The organism is Peribacillus cavernae (assembly GCF_003989135.1).
Lineage (GTDB): Bacteria > Bacillota > Bacilli > Bacillales > DSM-1321 > Peribacillus > Peribacillus cavernae.
Map to the genome: position 1 here is coordinate 488,742 of NZ_RYZZ01000007.1, position 19,301 is coordinate 508,042.

The 19,301-nt window shown below is 44.4% G+C and carries 17 protein-coding genes; all 17 read left to right on the forward strand.

Annotated features, from left to right (window positions below; translation table 11 throughout):
• Positions 1 to 143 precede the first annotated feature (143 nt).
• The 17 genes from ileS to ELQ35_RS08585 all read left to right on the forward strand — a co-directional run bounded on the left by ileS (position 144) and on the right by ELQ35_RS08585 (position 19,291).
• Positions 144 to 2,915: an isoleucine--tRNA ligase gene (gene ileS, locus ELQ35_RS08510; RefSeq protein ID WP_126864392.1), complete on the forward strand. Its 2,772-nt coding sequence runs from the start codon at positions 144 to 146 to the stop codon at positions 2,913 to 2,915.
• Between the two features lie 325 nt (positions 2,916 to 3,240).
• The gene (lspA, locus tag ELQ35_RS08515) at positions 3,241 to 3,711 is read left to right on the forward strand and encodes a signal peptidase II (protein ID WP_126864393.1); all 471 of its coding nucleotides are present in this window, start codon (positions 3,241 to 3,243) and stop codon (positions 3,709 to 3,711) included.
• Positions 3,704 to 4,621: an RluA family pseudouridine synthase gene (locus tag ELQ35_RS08520; protein ID WP_126864394.1), complete on the forward strand. Its 918-nt coding sequence runs from the start codon at positions 3,704 to 3,706 to the stop codon at positions 4,619 to 4,621. Before lspA ends, ELQ35_RS08520 begins: the two co-directional genes overlap by 8 nt.
• A 228-nt stretch (positions 4,622 to 4,849) precedes the next feature.
• The gene (gene pyrR, locus ELQ35_RS08525; protein ID WP_185861713.1) at positions 4,850 to 5,392 is read left to right on the forward strand and encodes a bifunctional pyr operon transcriptional regulator/uracil phosphoribosyltransferase PyrR; all 543 of its coding nucleotides are present in this window, start codon (positions 4,850 to 4,852) and stop codon (positions 5,390 to 5,392) included.
• Positions 5,393 to 5,490: 98 nt separating this feature from the next.
• Positions 5,491 to 6,807 (forward strand): solute carrier family 23 protein, encoded by a 1,317-nt coding sequence (locus ELQ35_RS08530; RefSeq protein ID WP_126864396.1) that lies wholly within the window; start codon positions 5,491 to 5,493, stop codon positions 6,805 to 6,807.
• Between the two features lie 193 nt (positions 6,808 to 7,000).
• Complete coding sequence (locus ELQ35_RS08535) at positions 7,001 to 7,936, forward strand: aspartate carbamoyltransferase catalytic subunit (protein WP_126864397.1); 936 nt, start codon at positions 7,001 to 7,003, stop codon at positions 7,934 to 7,936.
• On the forward strand, positions 7,899 to 9,185 hold the full coding sequence (locus tag ELQ35_RS08540) for a dihydroorotase (protein ID WP_126864398.1): 1,287 nt from the start codon (positions 7,899 to 7,901) through the stop codon (positions 9,183 to 9,185). The genes ELQ35_RS08535 and ELQ35_RS08540 overlap by 38 nt, the downstream gene beginning before the upstream one ends.
• On the forward strand, positions 9,182 to 10,288 hold the full coding sequence (locus ELQ35_RS08545; RefSeq protein ID WP_126864399.1) for a carbamoyl phosphate synthase small subunit: 1,107 nt from the start codon (positions 9,182 to 9,184) through the stop codon (positions 10,286 to 10,288). Before ELQ35_RS08540 ends, ELQ35_RS08545 begins: the two co-directional genes overlap by 4 nt.
• Entirely contained in the window at positions 10,267 to 13,473 is a 3,207-nt protein-coding gene (carB, locus tag ELQ35_RS08550; RefSeq protein ID WP_126864400.1) for a carbamoyl-phosphate synthase large subunit, read from the forward strand. Before ELQ35_RS08545 ends, carB begins: the two co-directional genes overlap by 22 nt.
• A complete protein-coding gene (locus ELQ35_RS08555; RefSeq protein ID WP_126864401.1) occupies positions 13,470 to 14,252 on the forward strand; it encodes a dihydroorotate dehydrogenase electron transfer subunit in 783 nt (260 codons plus the stop codon). The genes carB and ELQ35_RS08555 overlap by 4 nt, the downstream gene beginning before the upstream one ends.
• The gene (locus ELQ35_RS08560) at positions 14,249 to 15,190 is read left to right on the forward strand and encodes a dihydroorotate dehydrogenase (protein ID WP_126864402.1); all 942 of its coding nucleotides are present in this window, start codon (positions 14,249 to 14,251) and stop codon (positions 15,188 to 15,190) included. Before ELQ35_RS08555 ends, ELQ35_RS08560 begins: the two co-directional genes overlap by 4 nt.
• Complete coding sequence (pyrF, locus tag ELQ35_RS08565) at positions 15,162 to 15,878, forward strand: orotidine-5'-phosphate decarboxylase (RefSeq protein WP_126864403.1); 717 nt, start codon at positions 15,162 to 15,164, stop codon at positions 15,876 to 15,878. The genes ELQ35_RS08560 and pyrF overlap by 29 nt, the downstream gene beginning before the upstream one ends.
• Positions 15,875 to 16,507: an orotate phosphoribosyltransferase gene (gene pyrE, locus ELQ35_RS08570; protein WP_126864404.1), complete on the forward strand. Its 633-nt coding sequence runs from the start codon at positions 15,875 to 15,877 to the stop codon at positions 16,505 to 16,507. The genes pyrF and pyrE overlap by 4 nt, the downstream gene beginning before the upstream one ends.
• A gap of 159 nt (positions 16,508 to 16,666) precedes the next feature.
• The gene (locus ELQ35_RS08575; protein ID WP_126864405.1) at positions 16,667 to 17,023 is read left to right on the forward strand and encodes a hypothetical protein; all 357 of its coding nucleotides are present in this window, start codon (positions 16,667 to 16,669) and stop codon (positions 17,021 to 17,023) included.
• 504 nt (positions 17,024 to 17,527) lie between these two features.
• A complete protein-coding gene (locus tag ELQ35_RS22565; RefSeq protein ID WP_185861705.1) occupies positions 17,528 to 17,680 on the forward strand; it encodes a hypothetical protein in 153 nt (50 codons plus the stop codon).
• Positions 17,681 to 17,951: 271 nt separating this feature from the next.
• Complete coding sequence (locus tag ELQ35_RS08580) at positions 17,952 to 18,572, forward strand: hypothetical protein (RefSeq protein ID WP_126864406.1); 621 nt, start codon at positions 17,952 to 17,954, stop codon at positions 18,570 to 18,572.
• A 122-nt stretch (positions 18,573 to 18,694) separates the two neighbouring features.
• On the forward strand, positions 18,695 to 19,291 hold the full coding sequence (locus ELQ35_RS08585) for an SPOR domain-containing protein (protein WP_126864407.1): 597 nt from the start codon (positions 18,695 to 18,697) through the stop codon (positions 19,289 to 19,291).
• The last annotated feature ends 10 nt before the right edge of the window (positions 19,292 to 19,301 follow it).

Genomic DNA, 19,301 nt, shown 5'->3' on the forward strand with positions numbered 1-19,301 from the left:
CAATACGCTTTTGTCTAACCAGGGTGGTACCGCGGGAATCAAGCTTTCTCGTCCCTTTTGTGGGATGAGGGGGCTTTTTTTATTTTTTAAAGGGTCCACTGATTATCGATCATGCATGACACATTTAATTTGGAGGAATGAAAATGGAATACAAAGATACATTATTGATGCCGAAAACAGAATTTCCGATGCGCGGAAATCTGCCAAAGCGGGAGCCGGAAATCCAGTCGGCATGGAATGAAAAGAACATGTACCAAAAAGTCCAGGAGCATACGAACGGACGCCCGTTATTTCTTTTGCATGACGGACCTCCCTATGCAAACGGCGATATTCATATGGGGCATGCACTCAACAAAATCTTGAAGGATTTTATCGTCCGCTATAAATCCATGAGCGGCTTCCATGCTCCTTATGTACCTGGTTGGGATACGCATGGTCTTCCTATAGAAACAGCCCTTACGAAAAAGGGTGTCAAACGAAAAGAAATGAGCGTCGCTGAATTCCGCAAGCTGTGTGAAGAATATGCTTACGAACAAATTGATAATCAGCGGGAGCAATTCAAGCGTCTTGGCGTGCGCGGAGACTGGGAGAATCCATACATTACTTTAAAGCCGGAATACGAAGCGCAGCAAATTAAAGTATTCGGAGAGATGGCAAAAAAAGGCTACATCTACAAAGGGCTTAAGCCTGTATACTGGTCCCCATCCAGTGAATCAGCACTTGCGGAAGCGGAAATCGAATACCAAGACAAACGTTCAGCATCTATTTATGTAGGATTTGAAGTGACCGATGGGAAAGGGGTCATCGAAGAAGGCGTAAAAATCGTCATCTGGACAACTACACCGTGGACAATCCCGGCTAATCTCGGAATTGCTGTACACCCCAATTTAACCTATGTCGTGGTTGAGGTTGAAGGTGCTAAGTATTTAGTGGCTGAAGCATTGTTAGAGTCAGTGGCGAACACGGTTTCCTGGGAAGGCCCTAAAGTCGTAAAAACAGTGCAGGGCAGCGAACTTGAAAGAATCGTTGCAAAACATCCCTTTATTGACCGTGAATCACTTCTTGTCCTAGGCGAGCATGTAACAACGGATGCCGGAACCGGCTGTGTCCACACGGCACCGGGACACGGGGAAGACGATTTCATTATCGGCCAGAAATATGGCTTAGGCGTACTTTGTCCTGTTGATGAAAAAGGCGTTATGACAGAAGAAGCCGGTGAGTTTGCAGGGCTGTTCTATGATGAAGCTAACAAGGCAATTACTGAGAAGCTTCAGGAAGCTGGCGCTTTATTAAAGCTTTCTTTTATCACTCACTCCTATCCGCACGATTGGCGTACGAAAAAGCCGACGATTTTCCGGGCAACTGCCCAATGGTTTGCATCGATTAAAGATTTCCGCCAGGACCTGTTAAAGGCCGTCGAGGAAACGAAATGGGTGCCGGCGTGGGGGGAGACGCGTCTGTTTAATATGGTCCGCGACCGCGGAGACTGGTGTATTTCCCGCCAGCGTGCCTGGGGCGTTCCGATACCGGTATTCTATGCGGAAAATGGCGAACCGATTATCACCGACGAAACGATTGAACATGTTTCCAGCCTGTTCCGGGAACATGGATCCAATGTATGGTTTGAGCGTGATGCCAAAGATTTGCTACCGGAAGGCTTTTCTCACGCTGACAGTCCGAATGGAATTTTCACAAAAGAAACAGATATCATGGACGTTTGGTTTGATTCAGGTTCATCCCATCAGGCTGTCCTTGTAGAGCGGGAAGACCTGCAAAGGCCTGCTGATTTATATTTGGAGGGCTCTGACCAATACCGCGGCTGGTTCAACTCTTCCCTTTCCACTAGCGTCGCAGTAAGCGGAAAAGCACCTTACAAAGGTGTGCTAAGCCATGGTTTTGCTTTGGACGGGGAAGGAAGGAAGATGAGTAAATCAATCGGGAACGTCGTTGTACCTGCTAAAGTCATGAACCAGCTTGGAGCTGACATTCTGAGGCTGTGGGTCGCATCCGTTGATTACCAGTCAGATGTCCGCGTATCCGACCCGATCTTAAAACAGGTAGCCGAAGTGTACCGTAAAATCCGTAATACCTTCCGTTTCCTGCTTGGAAATCTCGATGGCTTTCATCCAGAAACAGATAAAGTCGCCTATAAGGACCTTCGTGAAGTTGACCAATTCATGTTCATTAAACTGAACAGGCTCGTGAAAAACGTTAAGCAGGCTTATGACAATTATGAGTTTGCAAACATTTATCATCTGGTAAATAATTTCTGTACACTTGATTTAAGTGCCTTCTATCTTGATTATGCTAAGGATATTCTATACTGTGAAGCACCTGACAGCAACGAAAGAAGAGCGATCCAGACCGTTCTTTATGAATCTTTGCTTGTGCTTGCTAAACTTGTTTCGCCAATCCTCTCGCATACGGCAGATGAGGTGTGGTCATTCGTCCCTGGCATCACAGAGGAGAGCGTCCAATTGACGCTTATGCCTGATGAAATCAAGGTGGAGAACGCCCAGGCCGTCGAAGAAAAATGGAATGCGTTCATGTCCCTGCGTAATGATGTATTAAAAGTGCTGGAAGTAGCTCGTAATGAAAAAGTCATTGGTAAATCCCTGAATGCAAAAGTTACGGTCTATGTAAATGGTGCGGGCAGACAATTACTCGACAGCATCCAGGAAAATCTGGAGCAGCTTTTCATTGTTTCAGCGTTTGAGGTAGCAGGCAATCTCGATGCCGCTCCGGAAGATGCCCTGAAATTCGAAAATGCTGCGATCGTTGTGACGAAAGCAGAAGGGGAAACCTGTGAACGCTGCTGGAATGTCACTGAAGATGTTGGCCAGGTTGAGGAACATCCAACCCTGTGCTCTCGCTGTGCTTCTGTGATTGAAGAACATTACTCAATGAATCAATAAACAATATAAGAGGGAAGTGGGAGCTTTTGCCCCGCTTCTTTTTTTGGGTGATCAAGCCTTTCGCTTAAATAAACTGACTTTTCACTTAATTACATTAGTTTTTCGCTTAATTCCAATGACTTTCGCTTAAATGACCGACAGTTTCGCTTAAATCATTCTTTTTTTCGCGTAAATGCTCTGTTTTTGTTTTTTACCCTGATAGAAAGCCAATCCTATAGACAGCAAAATAATAACAAATCCTTTCTACAACAATATCAATTAGGCAATTTTTTCAGATTATGCTACAATTCAGAAGGAAACATATAGATAGTTTGGGGGATATATTGTGCTTTATTATTTAATTGCCCTGTTTGTTATTGCGCTGGACCAAATTACGAAATGGCTGATTGTGAAAAATATGGAGTATGGGGAAAGCATCGAGATCATCAACAACTTTCTATACATAACATCACACCGCAACCGTGGGGCAGCCTGGGGCATATTAGAAGGACAAATGTGGTTTTTTTACGTAATTACCATCATTGTTATTGTCGGACTTGTCTACTACCTTCAGAAAATGGGCAGGCAAAGTGTCCTGCTCGGGGTATCGCTTGGATTGATGCTCGGCGGTGCCATTGGCAATTTTATTGACCGCATCGTCAGAAAAGAAGTCGTCGATTTTATCCATACGTATATTTTCAGTTATAATTTCCCGATATTCAATGTTGCAGATTCGGCCCTCTGTATCGGAGTTGGACTGTTGATTATTTATATGTTCTTGGAAGAAAAGCTCGCGAAGGAGAGAAAGAATGGATAACATAGCATACAGCTTAGATGAAACTCATGGCCGCGAACGGATTGATAAGGTGTTGTCTGGCTTAAATCAAGAATGGTCCAGATCACAGGTGCAGCAATTGATTAAAGATGGCCATGTCCTTGTAAATGGAGCCGTCACCAAAACGAATTACAAATGCAGCCCCGGAGACCAGATCGAAGTGGAACTGCCTGAGCTTGAAGAACTAGATGTATTGCCTGAGGAAATGAATCTGGAAATTTTTTATGAAGATAGCGATGTGCTTGTCGTCAACAAACCGCGTGGCATGGTGGTGCACCCGGCGCCAGGCCATACATCCGGAACGCTTGTCAATGGGCTGATGGCACATTGCCGGGATTTATCCGGCATCAATGGTGTTATGCGGCCGGGAATTGTCCACCGTATTGATATGGATACATCTGGCTTGTTAATGGTCGCCAAAAATGATCTGGCCCATGAAAGCCTTGTCCAGCAGCTCGTTGACAAAACGGTCACCCGCAAATATAAGGCGATTGTACATGGGATCATTCCGCATGACTTCGGGACGGTCGATGCCCCGATCGGACGGGATAAAAAGGACCGCCAGAGCATGACCGTTACCGAAGAGCATTCCAAGCACGCGGTCACCCATTTCAGTGTCCTCGAACGATTTCATTCCTTTACGTACGTTGAATGCCAGCTTGAAACCGGCCGAACGCATCAAATCCGTGTTCACATGAAATATATCGGCTATCCGCTAGCAGGCGATCCGAAGTATGGTCCGAGAAAAACCTTGACCGGTATAAATGGACAGGCTCTTCATGCGGGAGTATTAGGCTTTGTGCATCCAAGGTCAAAGGAATATCTGGAGTTTGAGGCACCCTTGCCGGAGGATTTCGAACAGGTTCTTGACCGGTTACGAAAAAGTAATTGACAAAGCCCGCAAAAACACTTAACATGAACTTAATTAAATAAGAACCTTTAACACAGTCCAGAGAGGCTGAGAAGGAAGCGGATTACAAGGGTGCAGCATAGCTATGTCCTTGTTATAACCAAAAATCCCCATGCCCTCTCGGCATGGGGATTTTTTATTAGAAAAGAAAGTATATATAAATTTTTGAACTTTGAACGGTGTTACGCTTTTCTTGGGGGTGTTTAGATGATGAATGAAAAGGCGATTGTCCTCGATGAGCAGGCTATCCGCAGGGCGTTGACACGAATAGCCCATGAAATTATTGAGAAAAATAGAGGGATCGAGCATTGCATTTTGATCGGGATTCGAACCCGCGGCATTTTTCTTGCTAACCGCCTTGCCGAGAGGATTAACCAGATCGAAGGAAAAGAAATTCAAGTTGGCGAACTGGACATCACCTTATACCGTGATGACTTAACAAAAAAGACACACGATGGTGAGCCGCAGATCTTAGGTTCAGATATTCCTGTTGATATTACCGATAAAAAGGTAGTTGTTATCGATGATGTCCTTTTCACAGGAAGAACGATAAGAGCAGCAATGGACGCCCTAGTCGACATGGGCAGGCCTTCACAGATTCAACTTGCTGTCCTGGTTGACAGGGGACACCGGGAACTGCCGATCCGGGCTGACTATGTAGGAAAGAATGTGCCGACATCCCATTCAGAAAAAATTGCTGTCGCTTTAACAGAAGTAGACGGAATAGACCAGGTAAGCATATTTGAAAACTGATCGAACCTTTTAAAAACAGTCCGGAGAGGATCTTAGTCGACGTTCCTTTCTGCAGGGCGCTTCCACTTTTCTGATAGGCATCTAGGGAGGACATATTGATGAACGAAACAAAAAGAGACGTGGTCTTGGACGTGAGGGATATCCCTTCACCGGTTCAATGGATTACCTTAAGCTTGCAGCATTTATTCGCCATGTTCGGGGCAACGGTGTTAGTGCCTTTCTTAGTGGGACTTAGCCCGGGCATAGCATTGATATCAAGCGGACTTGGAACGCTGTCATATCTGCTGATTACGAAAGGACAGATTCCGGCGTATCTCGGATCATCCTTCGCCTTCATCTCGCCGATTATCGCGGCAAAAGCGCTTGGCGGTCCGGAATCGGCCTTGATCGGCTGCTTCTTTGCCGGCCTTGTGTATGGGATCATCGCCTTGATTATCAAAAAAGCCGGGCTGCAGTGGTTGATGAACATCCTGCCGCCGGTGGTTGTCGGGCCTGTGATCATTGTAATTGGTTTAGGCTTGGCTGGTACGGCAGTGAACATGGCGATGTACAAAAACCCGGGAGCGCCAACTGGAGAGCTTGTATATAGTACGACACATATTACAGTAGCACTGATCACACTTGCTGTCACGATTATCTGTTCGATTTTCCTGCGCGGATTTCTTGGACTGATTCCAATCCTGATCGGGATCATCGTTGGCTATACCACGGCCTTTTTTGCAGGAATCATCGACTTCAGCGGAATACAGGAAGCAAAGTGGTTCCAAATGCCGGACTTCATGGTACCGTTCGCAACGTATACACCGGGTATTTCATGGGAAGTAATCATTATCATGGTGCCGGTGGCAGTCGTCACGCTTGCTGAGCACATCGGCCACCAAATGGTGTTAAGTAAAGTAGTCGGCAGGAATTTTATCGAGAAACCAGGACTCCATCGATCGATTGCTGGAGACGGGGTAGGGATTATGATTGGCTCGCTTATTGGCGGTCCGCCGCTCACGTCTTACGGTGAAAATATCGGGGTTTTGGCAATTACCCGGGCATTCAGTGTATATATCATCGGCGGAGCGGGCGTGATTGCAATTTTGTTTGGTTTCATCGGAAAAATCACAGCGGTGATCAGTTCGATACCTCAGGCAGTTATGGGAGGCATCTCGATCCTGCTTTTCGGGATTATTGCCTCAAGCGGACTGCGTATGCTGATTGATAACAACGTTGATTTTGGAAATAATCGAAACCTGATTATTGCATCCGTCATTCTGGTTATCGGGGTGGGCGGTGCGTTTGTAAAACTGTCAGACACGGTCTCACTTTCAGGAATGGCACTTGCAGCGATTATCGGTGTCCTGTTAAATCTGATTCTGCCCGGCAGGGAAAAGGCAGACGGAAATATGTTTGTCGAAGAAGTAGAATAAATACCAAACAATATATTATTCACCTTTTAAAAGAAGTCCAGAGAGGCTTAAAAGGGTGGTGCAGAGCATAAGTTTGATGACTGGAAGGGTTTTTCTTTAAGTCTATCATCCTTTGACAAGCACTTTTTCACCCTGAGCCATTTCTCGGCCAGGGTATTTTTTCACCCTGATTTTGCAAAAGGGGGCAAATCACGTGAGGAATTTACTGACAATGAATGAGCTATCCGTCCATGATATCGAGGGAATTATCAGCCAGGCACAGGCTTTTGCAAATGGAGAAGGCTGGTTTCCGGAAAGCCAGACGATGGTTGCCAATCTCTTTTTCGAACCAAGCACACGCACAAAATGCAGCTTTGAAATGGCCGAAAGGAAATTGGGGCTGGAAGTCATCCCATTTGACGCCGGGACCTCAAGTGTGCAAAAAGGGGAAACGCTATACGACACAGCGAGAACACTGGAAGCGATTGGGGTAAACGCCCTGGTAATCAGGCATGAACAGGATGCTTACTTTGATGAGCTAAAAGGCAGGCTCAGCATTCCGGTAATTAATGCCGGCGATGGCTGTGGGCATCATCCGACACAATCATTGCTGGATCTGATGACGATTAAACAAGAGTTCGGGCGCTTTAAAGGCTTGAAGATTGCGATTATCGGCGATATCAGGCACAGCCGTGTGGCCAGGTCTAATGCGGTTGCTCTAACAAGACTTGGTTCTGAAGTTGTTTTTTCAGGGCCCCCTGAATGGTTTGATGAAGGAATCGGTATTGGAGGATATGAGGATATTGACAGCGCCATTGGAACAGCGGATGTCGTGATGCTGCTTAGGATCCAGCATGAACGGCATGCCGAAAAAGAAACAAGAGCTGACGCTGAATATCTGCAAAGATTCGGTTTAACAAAAATGCGGGAAAGAAGCATGAAGCCGAAAGCGATTATCATGCATCCTGCTCCGATCAACCGCGGTGTTGAAGTTGACACTGATTTAGTCGAATGCGGAAGGTCGAGGATATTTAAACAAATGGAAAATGGCGTTTTTATCAGGATGGCCGTATTAAAAAGAGCGATAGAACAGATAAAGGGAGGAAACATTCATGAAAACAGTCATCAAAAATGGAGTATTGCTCGATAACGAAGGAAACTTTTTGAAAGCAGAAATAGCGTTTGAAGGAAAGGCAATTACCGAAATTGCTGAAGAAATCCCTGCACAGGACAGTGAAGTGATTGACGCAGCGGGAATGCTTATTGCTCCCGGATTTATCGATTTACACATCCATCTGCGTGAGCCGGGCGGAGAAAAGAAAGAGACGATCGAGACGGGAACGATGGCTGCTGCCAGAGGCGGATTCACTACGGTAGCTGCCATGCCAAACACACGACCGGTACCTGACAGCAAGGAACAAATGGACTGGTTGACCGCTAGAATTGAAGATACGGCACATGTAAGGGTGCTGCCATATGCATCGATCACTACACGTCAGTTAGGCAAAGAATTGACTGATTTTGAAGCGTTGAAGCAGGCAGGAGCATTTGCCTTCACCGATGACGGTGTTGGAATCCAGGAGGCTGGCATGATGCTTGCCGCGATGAAACAGGCAGCTGCTGTGGATATGGCGATTGTCGCCCATTGTGAGGATAACACATTAATCAATAAAGGCTCTGTCCATGAAGGCGCCTTTTCTAAAGCCTCAGGATTAAATGGCATTCCTTCGGTGTGTGAATCTGTCCAGATCGCCAGGGATGTTCTGCTCGCGGAAGCTGCCGACTGCCATTACCATGTTTGCCATATCAGCACAAAAGAATCCGTCAGAGTGGTCAGAGATGCGAAAAGAGCTGGAATAAAGGTGACGGCAGAAGTGACTCCTCATCATCTGCTGCTTTGTGAGGAAGATATCCCAGGACTTGACCCCAATTATAAAATGAATCCCCCATTAAGAGGACGGGATGACCGTGCTGCCTTGCTTGAGGGACTGCTTGACGGTACGATCGACTTTATCGCGACCGATCACGCTCCCCACACAGCTGAGGAAAAAGCGGAAGGCATGCGTCTGGCTCCCTTTGGAATCGTCGGACTAGAAACGGCATTTCCGCTTCTTTATACCCATTTCGTCAAAAACGGAAACTTGTCCTTGAAAACCCTGATTGACTTTTTAACACTGAAACCTGCTGACAGCTTTTCCCTGCCATATGGGCGGCTAAGGTCAGGCGCACCGGCAGATATTGTTTTACTGGATTTAGAAACAGAAAAGGAAATTGACAGCCGTGAGTTTGCATCCAAAGGAAAAAACACTCCTTTCCATGGTCAAAAATGCTATGGCTGGCCGGCCATCACGATTGCGGAAGGCAGAATACGCTGGGAAAAAGGACGTGACAATCAATGAAAAGACAACTCATTCTCGAAGACGGCACGATATTTATCGGGGAAGCATTCGGAAGTGATTCAGAAAAAACAGGAGAAGTGGTGTTCAACACAGGAATGACCGGCTATCAGGAGATATTGTCCGATCCTTCCTATTGCGGGCAGATCGTCACCCTTACCTACCCCCTCGTTGGAAATTATGGAATCAACCGGGATGATTTTGAATCGATAAATCCCGCAATTTCTGGATTTGTCGTCAAAGAAGCCGCCGACTTTCCTTCCAATTGGAGAAGCGGAATGTCTTTGGATGAGTTTTTTAAAGGTAAAAACATTCCTGGCATCAGCGGAATCGACACGAGAAAGTTAACGAGAATTATCCGCCATTATGGAACATTAAAGGGAGCCATCTGCAGTATCGACAAAAATGCGGCCGAGGTACTTCAGCAACTGAAGGCTACCGTATTGCCAACCGATCAGGTGAAGCGGGTTTCTGCAAAAACGGCATACCCAAGCCCAGGAAGAGGAAAAAGGGTAGTCCTTGTCGACTTCGGGATGAAACACGGCATTTTACGGGAATTGAATGACCGGGATTGTGATGTGATTGTTGTCCCTTACAATGTCACTGCCAGAGAAATTTTAAGCCTGAACCCGGATGGCATTATGCTGTCAAACGGACCCGGAAACCCGAAAGATGTCGGCGAAGCGATTGAAATGATCCGGGATATCCAAGGAAAGGTCCCTATGTTCGGTATCTGCCTTGGCCATCAGCTGTTTGCCCTTGCGAATGGGGCAGACACGGAAAAAATGAAATTTGGCCATCGCGGGTCGAACCACCCGGTCAAGGATTTGAAGTCCGGAAAAATCGCCCTTACTTCTCAAAACCATGGCTATACAGTCCAGGCCGCATCGGTCGGGCGGACGAATCTGGAAGTAACCCATATTGCTTTAAATGATGGAACAGTTGAAGGATTGAGACATAAGCAGTTCCCAGCCTTTACAGTACAGTATCATCCTGAAGCCTCACCGGGACCAGTTGATGCTAATTACTTATTTGATGAATTTTTGACGATGATCGAAACAGCTAAAACGGAAGGGGAAGTAACATGCCAAAACGTACAGATATAAAAAGCATCCTTGTGATTGGTTCAGGTCCCATCGTGATCGGACAGGCAGCTGAATTTGATTATGCGGGCACACAGGCCTGTATCGCGTTAAAAGAAGAAGGCTACAGGGTCATCCTTGTAAACTCCAACCCGGCAACAATCATGACCGATGCTGAAATTGCCGACGCTGTTTATATAGAACCGATCACGCTCGAGTTTGTCAGCAAAATTATCCGTAAAGAGCGTCCCGATGCTCTACTTCCCACTTTAGGGGGGCAAACAGGGCTTAATATGGCCGTTGAGCTGGCCAATTCAGGCGTTCTCGAAGAATGCGGCGTGAAAATTCTTGGAACCAAGCTTTCTGCGATCGAACAAGCGGAAGACCGCGATCTATTTCGCACGCTAATGAATGAGCTTGGTGAACCGGTGCCTGACAGCGATATTATTCATTCTTTAGAAGAAGCCCACGATTTTGTGGAACGTGTCGGCTATCCGGTCATCGTCCGCCCGGCGTTTACGCTTGGAGGAACGGGTGGTGGCATATGTGAAAATGAAGAAGATCTGGTTGAAATCGTTACAGGCGGATTGAAAAGCAGTCCGGTACACCAATGCTTACTGGAAAAAAGCATCGCCGGCTTCAAGGAAATAGAATACGAGGTTATGAGAGACAGTAATGACAATGCGATCGTCGTCTGCAATATGGAAAACTTTGATCCGGTCGGCATCCATACAGGAGATTCGATTGTTGTTGCCCCCAGCCAGACACTAAGTGACCGGGAATACCAAATGCTCAGAAACACTTCATTGAAAATTATCAGGGCCCTTAAAATCGAAGGCGGCTGTAACGTACAGCTTGCTTTAGATCCGGACAGCTTCAATTATTTTGTGATCGAAGTGAACCCGCGTGTCAGCCGCTCGTCTGCGCTGGCTTCTAAAGCAACGGGATATCCAATTGCCAAGCTTGCAGCGAAAATTGCAGTCGGCTTGACGCTTGATGAAATGATGAACCCTGTTACCGGAAAAACGTATGCAAGCTTTGAACCGGCGCTCGATTATGTGGTGACAAAAATTCCGCGCTGGCCGTTTGATAAGTTTGAGTCTGCCAACCGCCGGCTTGGAACGCAAATGAAAGCGACCGGAGAAGTAATGGCAATCGGTCGAACCTTTGAAGAGTCAATCCTGAAAGCGATCCGTTCGCTTGAGGCTGGTTTATTTCACCTTGGACTGAACGAAACAATCAGCGACAGCTTAATTGAGAAACGCATCAGGAAAGCCGGTGATGAACGTTTATTCTATATCGGCGAAGCATTACGAAGCGGAATCAGCATCGAAACGATTCATGAGTGGAGCCAAATCGACCTGTTTTTCCTTCATAAGCTGAATAAAATCGTCGTTTATGAAAAAACGATTCAGAAACATCAATATGATGAGGAGATTGGCAGAAAAGCAAAGCAGATGGGATTCTCTGATGCTGCGCTTGCTTCTCTGTGGAATGAAAGCGAAAAATCTGTATATCAATGGCGCAAGGAAAAAGGAATAGTCCCAGTTTACAAAATGGTCGACACATGTGCTGCTGAATTTGAATCGGAAACGCCTTATTTTTACGGAACCTATGAAGATGAAAACGAGTCTGTCGTTACAAGCCGGAAAAGCGTCGTCGTTCTTGGTTCTGGTCCAATCAGAATTGGCCAGGGTGTCGAATTTGATTATGCGACCGTCCACTCGGTGTGGGCGATTAAAGAAGCTGGATATGAAGCGATTATCATTAATAATAATCCAGAGACGGTCTCAACCGATTTCAGTATCTCGGATAAGCTTTATTTCGAACCGCTGACAATCGAAGATGTGATGCATATCATTGATCTTGAAAAACCAATGGGCGTCATCGTCCAATTCGGCGGTCAAACGGCGATTAACTTAGCGGGTCAACTTGTAGAACACGGCGTTACTATCTTAGGCACAACCCTTGAAGATCTCGACCGTGCAGAAAACCGCGATAAGTTTGAACAGGCACTGAGAACATTAGAGATTCCGCAGCCAAACGGAAAGACAGCTACATCCATCGAGCAGGCGGTGTCGATCGCTGAAAGAATCGGCTATCCGGTTTTAGTCAGGCCGTCCTATGTCCTTGGCGGCAGGGCGATGGAAATCGTGTATCAGCAGGCTGAATTGCTTTACTATATGGAAAATGCCGTAAAAATCAACCCTGAACACCCGGTGCTTATTGATCGCTATTTAACCGGAAAAGAAATTGAAGTGGATGCGATTTCCGACGGCAAAGACGTAGTCATACCAGGGATTATGGAGCATATTGAGCGCGCGGGCGTCCATTCCGGTGATTCGATAGCAGTATATCCGCCGCAAAACCTTACGCAGCAAATCAAGGATCAGATTGTCGAATATACAGCAAGGCTTGCAAAAGGGCTGAATATCATCGGCCTGCTAAACATTCAATATGTTGTCAGCAACAATGAAGTATATGTGATTGAAGTCAATCCGCGCTCAAGCCGTACGGTCCCTTTCCTAAGCAAGATTACCAATGTACCGATGGCGAACCTGGCTACAAAAGTCATTCTCGGGAACTCTCTGGAATCGCTGGGTTATCAAAGCGGCCTTGTACCGGAAAAATCGGGAGTCTACGTAAAGGTGCCGGTATTCTCGTTTGCAAAGCTTAGAAGAGTCGATATCACGTTAGGGCCTGAAATGAAATCGACCGGAGAAGTCATGGGGAAAGATTCCACCCTTGAAAAAGCACTTTATAAAGGGCTGCTTGCTTCAGGAATCAAGATAAAAGACCACGGTTCCGTTCTCCTGACAGTCGCAGACAAGGATAAGCAGGAAGTGCTGCAGCTCGCCCGCCGCTTCCACAATTGCGGATATCGCTTAATTGCGACATCCGGAACAGCATCAGTATTGAAAGAATCGCGAATCCCGGTTCAGGTGGTTGAAAAAATCGGGGAAGCAGGAAAAGACCTTCTCGATGTGATCAGGAATGGTGAAGCACAATTGGTAATTAATACGTTAACGAAGGGCAAACGGCCTGAGCGTGACGGTTTCCGGATCAGGCGCGAGTCGGTTGAAAACGGGATTCCATGCTTAACTTCCCTGGACACAGCAGAAGCGATCCTCAGGGTGATCGAATCAATGACGTTTTCGGCAGAAGCAATGGGCAATGCCGATCACGGCTCTGAGGTGGTTTATTCATGATCAAACAGGAAGAAATGAAGGTAATCAACCAGAAAGAAATTGCCCAATCTATATATGAGCTCACCCTGGAAGGTGAGCTCGTTTCCGAAATGAGCCAGCCAGGGCAATTTGTCCACATTAAAACAGGTAATGGTTTTGAGCCTTTGCTCAGACGGCCGATCAGTATATCGTCTATCAATCCGGGAAAAAAACAATTTACGATGATTTACCGTGCCGAGGGAAAGGGCACCGAGCTGCTCTCGCAGAAGGAGATAGAAAAAAGTGTCGATGTACTGGGTCCGATGGGAAACGGCTTTCCGCTTAATGAAGCGGCCGCAGGCAGTGATACAGTCCTGTTGGTTGGGGGAGGGATTGGCGTGCCTCCTTTATATGAACTTTCTAAGAGGTTAAAAGAAAAAGGTATTACTGCGACGCATGTCTTGGGATTTCAAGCAAAAGAACATGTTTTTTACGAAGATGAATTTACCAAATTGGGCGAAACATATATTGTCACCGCTGACGGATCGTACGGATCCCAGGGATTCGTTACAGATGTAATCAGGGATTTGCCCAAGGATTTCACGGTCATCTATGCTTGCGGGCCGACCCCAATGTTACGAGCATTAGAGATAGAATACGGACATAAGAAATTGTTTTTGTCACTTGAGGAACGGATGGGCTGCGGAATCGGTGCCTGTTTTGCATGCGTTTGCCACACTGCCGATGATCCAACTGGATCTTCCTATAAAAAGGTATGCAGTGATGGACCGGTGTTTCGGTCAGGGGAGGTTGTAATATGAAATCACTAGAGATTCGTCTTCCGGGACTAGAACTGAAAAATCCAATCATGCCCGCCTCAGGCTGCTTCGGCTTTGGACGCGAATTCAGCCAGTTCTATGATTTAAGCGAACTCGGAGCAATCATGATTAAAGCGACAACACCGGTACCCCGGTTTGGCAACCCGACACCGAGAGTGGCCGAAACGTCTGCCGGGATGCTGAATGCAATCGGATTGCAAAATCCCGGCCTTGATAAAGTGATCGGGGAAGAGTTACCATGGCTTGATTCATATGATGTTCCGATTATAGCTAATATTGCCGGCTCCCAAATTGATGATTATACAGAGGTTGCACGTAAAATAAGCAATGCTCCAAATGTGAAAGCTTTGGAATTGAATATTTCCTGCCCCAATGTGAAGGAAGGCGGAATTGCGTTCGGAACCGATGCTGACGTCGCAAAAAGCGTGACCCGGGCTGTGAAGGAAGTCTCACAGGTGCCTGTCTACGTTAAACTATCGCCGAATGTCACTAATATCGTTGAAATTGCCAGGGCCGTTGAAGATGGCGGCGCAGACGGTCTGACGATGATCAATACTCTGCTTGGCATGAGGCTGGATCTTAAAACAGGAAAGCCAATCCTTGCAAATGGCAGCGGCGGCTTATCCGGCCCGGCGATTAAACCGGTTGCGATCAGAATGATTCATGAAGTCAGCCAGCACGTATCGATTCCAATCATCGGAATGGGTGGAATTACAACTGTGGAGGATGTCATCGAATTTTTCTATGCCGGGGCCAGTGCCGTGGCGGTGGGAACAGCGAACTTTGTCGATCCGTTCATATGCCCGAAAATCATTGAAGAACTTCCGGCGATGCTTGAGAAGCTGGGATATGACCATATTTCTGAATGTACCGGAAGGAGCTGGGGCAAACATGAACAAATCGCTTATCATCGCGCTTGATTTTCCAGGCCAAAAAGAAACAGAGCATTTTTTGGACCAATTCAGTGGAGAACAATTATTTGTGAAAGTGGGCATGGAACTTTTTTATCAAAATGGTCCAGGAATCATTGATTTTATCAAAGGACGCGGCCATGATATCTTTCTCGATTTAAAGCTCCATGATATTCCCCATACCGTTAAGCAGGCGATGAAGGGTCTCGCAGGACTGAATGTGGACCTGGTAAATGTGCATGCCGCCGGGGGACGAAAGATGATGGAAGCAGCACTGGAAGGCCTGGAAGCAGGAACACTGATGGGAAAAGAACGGCCAAAGTGCATTGCCGTTACACAACTAACAAGCACCAGCTCCGATCAGGTGAATCAAGAACAGCTAATCAACGCCACCCTTGAAGAATCGGTTCTTCACTACGCCCGACTGGCCAGGCTTTCAGGTTTGGATGGAGTCGTATGCTCGACCCATGAAGTAAGCATGATCCATGATCAAGTGGGGAAAGACTTTTTAACGGTGACACCCGGGATCAGGACGGCTGATGGGGACCGCCATGATCAAAAAAGGATCGCTACACCTGAGCAAGCAAGGCTTCTTGGAACGAACGCCATCGTGGTCGGCAGGTCGATCATCGGAGCCAAAGATCCGGTCTTTGCTTATAAAAAAATAACAGAAGCATGGGAGGGAATCAGGGTATGAAGTATTCGATAGCGGAACATTTATTAAAAATCGAGGCTGTTCATTTGCAGCCGAACAATCCCTTTACATGGGCGTCAGGGATTCAATCGCCGATCTATTGTGACAACCGACTTACTCTTTCCTATCCGAAAATCCGCAGAGAAATTGCCAGCGGGCTGCAATCCTTGATAAATGAACACTTCCCTGAAGTGGAAGTGATTGCCGGCACAGCAACAGCCGGAATTCCGCATGCCGCTTGGGTGAGTGATTTATTAAACCTGCCAATGTGCTACGTCCGTTCCAAACCAAAAGGGCACGGCAAAGGCAACCAAATTGAAGGAAAAGCCCTCCCCGGACAAAAGGTCGTTGTTGTCGAGGACTTGATTTCCACAGGGGGAAGCGTAATCGAGGCCGTAAAAGCATTACGCGAAAATGGCTGCAACGTTCTCGGCGTCGTCTCAATCTTCTCCTATGAACTGAAAAAAGGCAAAGAACAATTAGACTCCGAAGGCATCCTTACCTATTCATTAAGTGACTACACAACGCTCATCGAAGTAGCCAAAAAACATGGCTACATTAAAGAAAGCGATGTCGAGAAGCTGAACAGATGGAGAGAAAATCCTGCTGATACGAGTTGGATTACGGCGTGATAGAAAGAGTTACTAAACCACATATCTTTTCTTAGTAAACACACAAAACCCATTTTATTATGGGTTTTTTTATTGGGCTAACTCGCAGTTCTTTAAAGGATTTATTACAAAATTAAACGAATACATAAAAGAGAAAAAATCTAAGTTAAAGGTGATGTCTTGAAAACCAATGATGACTTAATCAATGATTTAGAACATTTTGTATTGTGGGTTGAAAGTTTACAAACGTACGAAAATGAAGACTTTTTCCAACCTATCTCAGTAGGAAAGTGGTCTATCTCTGAAATAATATCTCATATAACATTTTGGGATAAATACATTCTTCAAGAAACTATCCCGAAAATGAAAACCAATGCTGAAATTAACAGTATTAAGTTTCAAGAGTTGAATGATAAGGCTTCGGAATATGCTTTATCAGGGAGTTCTTTCAAAATACTGATAGAAGAGTTAATTAAAAGCAGAAGACTTTTGCCTGATAGATTAGTAAACGATAGTCTTCATTATACAGCGACATGAAATGTAAAGTTCAGATGATCGAATGTCTGGACTTTTATTTCCAATAACTTTTTTGATTGATAGATCTGTAAGGAAGGTGAAAGTGTGTCTGAAGAATTTATGAAATTGCATTATAACAATATGGATATTGCTTCAAAAAGTCTTGAAATGCAGTCAATTGGACTGGAACCATTTGGGTTTTTAGGAGTTCATTCTGATGTTGTAAAGCAAGTATTGTCAAATGAGTTTCTGAAAAAATATTGGCTAACCCAGATATTGAGTTATCTAAAGAGGAACAACTTTTTCTTGTGTATAATCCTTTATTAAGAAAAGAAAATACAGATAGTATTGCGGATCGTACTAAAAAAGTTGTGATATGGTTTCAAAACTTTCTGATGAGACGACTAAATTTAAAATCATCGGTACAGTTGCTACATTAACCAAAAAGTTCTTGGGTGATCGAACTATTTATGAAATTTGGGAGGTTTTTCAAATGAATGGTGTATTTAAAAAGAAATCAATGATATGTATAATGAAAAAGAAAAAAACAAAGAGATTGAAAAAATCAAAAAGGCTTTAATTGCTGGGGATGAAGAAGAAGCAAAGGTTCTATATAAGTACTCAGAACACATTACTAGTAATGAATTTGAAGAAATTAAGCGAAGTTTTAAAAAATAAGTTGACAGAAAAAGGGACTTATCTTTTGATATAGTCCTTTCTTTTGTCATAGAACAAGCAAGGAAGAAATAATGCCCAACTCTATCCTACTTTTTCTTCCTTGTTATTATAATTTCTATGTGATCCCAATTAATAAGGACTATTTTCTTATTTTAATAGTTTCCTTTATTTTGTGGGCTTATACCGTTACTACATAAACCTAAATGAATACTATACCTTAGTTGCAATCAAATGGCAACTAATAAAATAGAACAATGAAAGGATGGTTTATATGGAAAATCATCATGATCATAATCATGATTGTCCAAAATGTGAGGAGAGGCTTCCTGGGAAATGTCCTCCAAAGTTAACATCTGATTGTTTTGTTGTTAACTCTCTCGTTTGTTCAAGAGAAGTACAAAAAGTTGCAGAATTAACTATTCCAGCAGTTACTCTAGGTGACATTGTTGTTATTGGTCCGGGTGGGGTGATTACTCCTTTAATAACCTTACAACCTGATTTAAGCGGTCTTGTATCGAATGTTTTATTAGTTAGAGGTAAAATAATTAATACAGGTTATTTACCAGCAAATATCGTTATTGCCGGAGTAGCTACGCCTTTACAAATAAATTTACCATTTCAACAAGAAACAGAGTGTCCGGGTGCATGCCCTGAAGATACCGTTACAGAAACGCCATTTCAAATTGAAGCGATTGTTGTACAAGGTATTGAAGCATTAGGGATCAGTGTAGCATCAGTTCGATTTAAGGTTGTTTTAAGGACAAGCATTACAGTGACAAGACCAGTTATCGCAAAACTTCCAAACATCGAATTAGTTCAAGATGCAAACTCCAACCGTTGTAACGGAAGCGATGTAGGCACAATGAACACATCAAGCATTTTTACCGCTTAAGCACCTTAACCTTCCTATAGGAAACTAAAAGTCTGTATTAGCATATAAATATGAAGTAAATAAAGCTGTTCGTTACAAACAGCTTTATTTTATATGATTTAGTACAAAAGGAGCGTTTTCTCTTGAGTAAAGAAATCGTAAAGTTTGTTTCTGATCAGCCATTTGTATACAAAGTAGTAACTGGGCATTTTATAGACGAAAAACAGGCGAACGATAGGTGTAATCATTTAAAAGAATTAGGAATAGAAGTGAATATTGAGAATTTGAATATAAATCAACAAATTAATTACCGTGTAAATGCGGGTATTTATGATGAGGAAAAAGATGCATTAAAAACATTCATTAAGATAAAGAATGCAGGAATAAAAGATACCTATATCATTCCAGAGAAAAAAGAAAATCGACCTTCAATACAAACCTCCATACTCTCTAATGAAATTGAAAATTTCACTGATTTAAAGAAGCAAATGAATACTGAACCTAGTTTTAATGAAAAACAGGTACAAAAACTAAAAGAACAACTTAATGTTCTCATCGAACGGACCGAAAAACAAATAACGATAAATAAAGAACTTATAGACAAAATTCATAAACAAAATCAATTATTTGAAGATATATTAATGCAAATGACTAAAAATATTCAATACATTGAGCCATTAAATAAAGTAAAACAAACTGAAAAGTCCCTTTGGAAACGTTTATTTGAACATCAAAGTTAGAACATAGGCC